Raw genomic sequence first — 5,317 nt, 5'->3', positions numbered from 1 at the left:
CAGCCGGATCTGCGAGCAGGCCGGCCACGTTGAACATCAGCGACGGATCGCCGCCGGCGATCGCCTCGACGCCCGGCTCGAAGGTCAGCCGCCAATCCGCCTCCAGCCGCAGGGCGCCGAGATCGACCCGGGCGTCGCCCGCGAGCCTTGCCTGGTCCTGACTGATCTCGGCACTGGAAAAGCGCATGACCCCGCCGGTAAGGGTAAAGGGCAGGCTGAGGCTCTCGGCCGTCATTTCCCCGCCGTTCATGAACCCCGCCACCATGCTGGCCACCTTGCCGGCGTCGAGCTCGAAGCCGTCGCGGTCGGCGGCGCCCAGGATCCGGGGGAAGGCGCCCGGCGCGATCCCCGACACCGCCAGATCGCGGGCCACGAGTTCGCCGCCGCCGGCGAGCGAGCCCACCAGCTCGCGGATCGAGGCGCCGGCGCCTTCCAGGCTGGCGCTGGCGCTGGCCTTGCCGGCAAGCACCGACGAGCCGCGGGCGGCGCGGTCGAGCGCGGCGAGATCCGCGTCCGACGCCTTGAGGCGGGCCGACAGCAGCACCGAGCCCTCGGAATTGGAGAGCGACAGATCCCCGCCCAGGCGGCCCGAAAACCAGTCGGCCTCGGCGCCCTCGAGCGCCATCAGGCCGCTGCCGGTGGAGAGCGCGGCCTTGAAATTGCGCCCGGTCCCGGCGATCCCCAGCCCGATCCGGTCGGCCTCGAGCGCGATGCGCATCACCGGCTGACCCGCGGCCGGCGGCAGGAACGGCGCGTCGCTCCAGGTCGCGCCGTCGGCGCCCGCAAGCTGCGGGCCGAGCGCCAGTTCGCTGAGCCAGCCAAGATCCACGCTCGCGAGCCGCAGCGCGCCCTTGCCGGACACCTCCGAGCCGGTGCGGTCGAAGGTCAGGTCGCCCGAAAATTCATTGTCCTCCGCCCTCCCCTTGATGGACGACAGCGCGGTCTCCGTCTCCGCCATGGACAGGTCCGCCGTCAGCGACAGCGGCAGGCCGGCTCCGGCCTGGGGCAGGAACTGGCCGAGCATGATCGCGAAGGGTTCGATGTCGGCGGCGTTCACGCCGAGCCTGAACGCGCCGGTGACCGGCGCGTCGGGCGGGATGACGGCGGTGCCGTCCAGCGACAGCCGCGACTCCGCCGAGGCGAAGTCCACGCCGATGGCGAATTCCCGGGGATTGGCCCCTCCGTCGGCGGTGATGGCGAGGCGGGCCGGCCCCTCGCCTTCCAGCGGCAGCACCGCGAAGCCCGCCTGCTCGAGGATGCGGTAGGCTTCGGGATTGTCGGCCTCGAGGCGGATGTTGCGGGGTCCGTCGCCGCCGGGCATCAGGCCGGTGCCGGCGGCGCCGATCCTGAACGCGGTGCCGCCGGCGGTTCCGGTGACGCTCAGATCCGGCCCGGCGTCGGGATCGAGCACCAGGCTCATATCCGCCGTCAGCCCGTCAAAGGCGACGCTGTTGGCGGCGAGCCGGCGGATGATCCGGTGGCCGCCCGTCGCCTGGTCGGCAAGCGCGAACAGCCCATCCGCGGTTGCGGCGCTGACCTGGCCGCTGACCGTGCCGCGGGGGGCGGCAAGCGAGCCTTCGAGCGAGGCCGTGAACTCGCCCGACGCCCCGCCGAAATCGGCGAATTTCAGGCTGTCGAGGGTGATCAGGCTGTCTCGCCAGGACAGCGACGTCTCGAACCCGTCGAGCCGGTAGTCGCCGAAGGTGAAGCTGTCCGCCTTGAGCCGCGCCGCGCCCGTGTAGTCCGACAGCGGCCGGGCGGCGCCGGTCTCCGCCCCCGCCAGCATGGCGAGCGCCCGCACGGCGTCGACATCGAAACTGTCGCCCGACAGTTCGACCGAGATCGAGGGCGCGCCGGACTGAGGCGTCTGGCGTTCGAGCCTGCCCTTGAGGATCGCCGGGCCGACGGCCACCTCGAGCGCCTCGAACCGCTGCAGCGCCGCCGACAGGCTGACCTGGGCGGAGAAGCCCGCGGCGCCCAGCCGCCTGATCACCGGATCGACCTCGCCCACAAACCAGTTGGCAAGACCGGAGGGCTGAGTGGAGGCGACGGTCAGCGCCCCGTTGAAGCTCGCGGCCGCGCCCGACACCAGCCGTCCGCGCGCCTCCACCGTGGTGCGGCCGGGAAGATTGGCGGAGAAGGCGTCGATCAGCCAGGCGTCGCCATCGGGCCGGGCCTCGAGCGAGATCTGGCGCAGCGTCGTGTCGCCGGCGATGATCGCCGGCAGGTTGAGCGAGACGCGGCCCGGCAGCGGCGGCGGCGGCAACCGGTCGATGAAGGCGTTGACCACTCCCAGGCGCTGTTCCAGCGACAGGGCCTCGGCCGGCGTTTCGGCGCCGCGGTCCGCCTCCTCGCCACCGATCCGGTCCATGTCGATCTGCTGGCCGTCGGCGATCAGCAAGAACTCGGGCTCGGGGCCGGTGTCGATGGTGGCCTGGCCGGTCACCACATAGGGATCGTCCGACAGGCCGATCTCGGCGCGCCACTCGGCGATCGACAGCCGTTCGTTGGTGGCGGCGAAATCGCCCTTGGCGACGATCAGCGGCCTTTCGGACGTGGCGCTGTCGGTCTCGGTGCGGGACAGGCCGGTGAAGGTGAACAGCCCGTCATAATGCGGCTTGTTGTCCTCGATCCGCGCCTCGCCCTCGGTTTCGAGCAGCACCGGCCAGGAATCGGGGACCGCGCGCACGCGCATGCGGATCGCGCCGTCGCCGGTCGCTACGCCCGTGGAGATCGACACGCCGCCACGCTGGCCGCCGATCTCGCCTTCGGCATCGATGCTCCATGGCCCGGACAGGGACTTGGCCGAGACCAGCGCATTGATGTCGCGGATGGTGCGGGTGCGCCCGTTCTGCTCGTCGATGACGGTGATCTCGGCGTCGCGGATCGAGACTTTTTCCAGCACCACCAGATCGCCCGGCGTCGAGGGCTTGCGCTTGAGCGCCCAGTCGAGCGTGCCGTCCTCGAGGATGCGCACCACCGCCTTGGGCGCCTCGACGCGCATGTCGAAGATCAGCACTTCGCCGCTCAGGAACGGGGCGAGTTCGGCGTCCATGGAGAAGCGGCCGATGGTCATCGCCGGCTGCGCGTCGTCGCCGACGGTGACATCGTGGAAGGTGACCGACGGGAACGGCAGCAACCGCGCATCGGCGTCGCCGCGCACCTTGACGGCCTGGCCGATGATGCGGCTCGCCTCGGCTTCGAAGGCCGTCCGGTAGCTGCTCCAGTCGATGAAATAGGGAGCGATCAGCGCTGAAAACAGCGCCAATACCAGCAGGCTACCGATTGCGACGAATACGCGGACCAGTGTTCAGTCCTCCTTGCTGCCAAGCCGGCCGACCGCTTGCGCGTCAGCCGTCGAATGAAAAGATCTTCCCCGGATTCATGATGTTCAAGGGATCGAGCGCCTGCTTGATCTGCCGCATCACCGACACGCCTTCCCCCATTTCCTGGGAGAGGTAGCGACGCTTGCCCTGCCCTATACCATGTTCGCCGGTGCAGGTTCCATCCATGGCCAGCGCGCGCGCGTTCAGGCGCCCGACAAAGGCCTCGGCCGCCTCGATCTCAGCGGGAACATCGGTGTCGAGCAGCACCAGCACGTGGAAATTGCCGTCGCCGGCATGGCCGACGATCGGCGCGATCAGGCCGGACGCGGCGATGTCCTGCTGCGTCGCCACCACGCATTCGGCGAGCCGGGAGATCGGCACGCAGACATCCGTCGAGATGCCCTTGGCGCCGGGCCGGAGCTTGAGCGAGGCCCAGTAGGCGTTGTGGCGCGCCTTCCACAGCTCGGTGCGGCGCTCGGGATTGGCGGTCCACAGGAACTCGCCGCCGCCGCACTCGGCGGCGATCTCGGCAAACATCGCCGCCTGCTCGGCGACGCCGGCCTCGGTGCCGTGGAACTCCAGAAACAGCGACGGAACCTCGGGGTTGTCGAGGTTCGAATAGGCGTTGCAGGCCTTCATCTGCAGCGCATCCAGCAGCTCGATGCGGGCCACCGGAATGCCCATCTGGATGGTCATGATGACGGCGTTGCAGGCGGCCTCGACGCTCGGGAACGGGCAGACGCCGCCGGAAACCGCCTGCGGGATGCCCTGCAGCCGGAGCGTGACCGAGGTGAGGACACCCAGTGTGCCTTCCGAGCCCACGAACAGCCGGGTGAGATCGTAGCCCGCCGAGGATTTGCGGGCGCGGCGCGCGGTGCGGATCTCCTCGCCCGAGGCGGTGACCGCGGTCACGGCGATGACATTGTCGCGCATGGTGCCGTAGCGCACCGCATTGGTGCCCGAGGCGCGGGTGGCGGCCATGCCGCCGAGCGAGGCGTTGGCGCCGGGATCAATCGGGAAGAACAGGCCGGTGTCGCGCAGATGGGCGTTCAATTGCTCGCGCGTCACCCCCGGCTCGACGGTGCAGTCGAGATCCTCGGTGTTGACCTCGAGCACATGATCGAGCCGCGACAGATCGATCGAAATCCCTCCATGGGGCGCGTTGACATGGCCCTCGAGCGAGGTGCCGGTGCCGTAGGGGATGACCGGCACGCGGTGGTCGGCGCAGGCGCGGACGATCAGCTTGATCTCGTCCGCGGAATTCGGGAAGATCACCGCATCGGGCAACTGGCCGGGGATATAGGTGGTGGTGTGGGCGTGCTGGGCGCGCAGCGCCTCGCCGGTCTGGAGCTGCTCGCCAAACCGCTGCCGCAACACGCCAATGACCGCGGCAATCCCGTCTTCGTTGCGAAGGCCGGCGCCGGCGCTGCTGTCGAGACCCATTCTGCTCTCCTCCGGACGCGTTTACCGCGAATCCTGTCCAATGCTTGCCGCACCGCTGTGATGGGGTAATGTGCAAACTGAGGCGCGCTTGTCCAGTGCGCGCGAAGCCGCAAGCCTATTTAGGCAAGGGAGAAGGCATGGCATTTGATGCTCCGGTGTTGGCGCCGGCCCGCGGGCTGGATCCGGCCTGGCTCGATTACAACGGCCACCTGAACATGGCCTATTACAACGTGCTGTTCGACAAGGCGGTCGACCATGTGTTCGCGCTGCTCGGCTGCGGCCCCGGCTACCTGGCGGCGCGCAACCTGAGCTATTTCACCGTCGAGGCGCATGTCTGCTACGTCCGCGAGCTCAAGCCCGACGCGATGGTGCAGGCCTGCTGCCAGATCCTGGATTTCGACGCCAGGCGGATCCACCTGTTCCAGGAACTCAAGCATGTCGACGGCTGGCTGTCGGCGACCAGCGAGACCTTGCTCGTGCATGTCGACATGGCCGGCCCGCGCGCGGCGGAGATGCCCGACGACGTGCTGGCCCGCGTCGGCGCCATG

At 69.5% G+C, this 5,317-nt stretch carries 3 protein-coding genes; 1 reads left to right on the top strand and 2 read right to left on the bottom strand.

The window, feature by feature from the left end; all coding sequences use genetic code 11:
• Nucleotides 1–3,268: AsmA-like C-terminal region-containing protein (locus tag LL06_RS23950; RefSeq protein ID WP_052161879.1), on the bottom strand; the 3,268-nt coding region annotated here is incomplete at its 3' end.
• A gap of 82 nt (nt 3,269–3,350) precedes the next feature.
• A complete protein-coding gene (locus LL06_RS23945; protein WP_035532996.1) occupies nt 3,351–4,769 on the bottom strand; it encodes an FAD-linked oxidase C-terminal domain-containing protein in 1,419 nt (472 codons plus the stop codon).
• Between the two features lie 137 nt (nt 4,770–4,906).
• On the opposite strand from LL06_RS23945, the gene LL06_RS23940 reads away from it, so the two are divergent.
• On the top strand, nt 4,907–5,317 hold a 411-nt coding region (locus LL06_RS23940), incomplete at its 3' end, for a thioesterase family protein (protein ID WP_035532994.1).

It is taken from the genome of Hoeflea sp. BAL378 (genome assembly GCF_000759435.1).
GTDB lineage: Bacteria > Pseudomonadota > Alphaproteobacteria > Rhizobiales > Rhizobiaceae > Hoeflea.
Note: the sequence above shows the minus strand (reverse complement) of the source record. Positions and strands in the feature narration are given on the sequence as shown.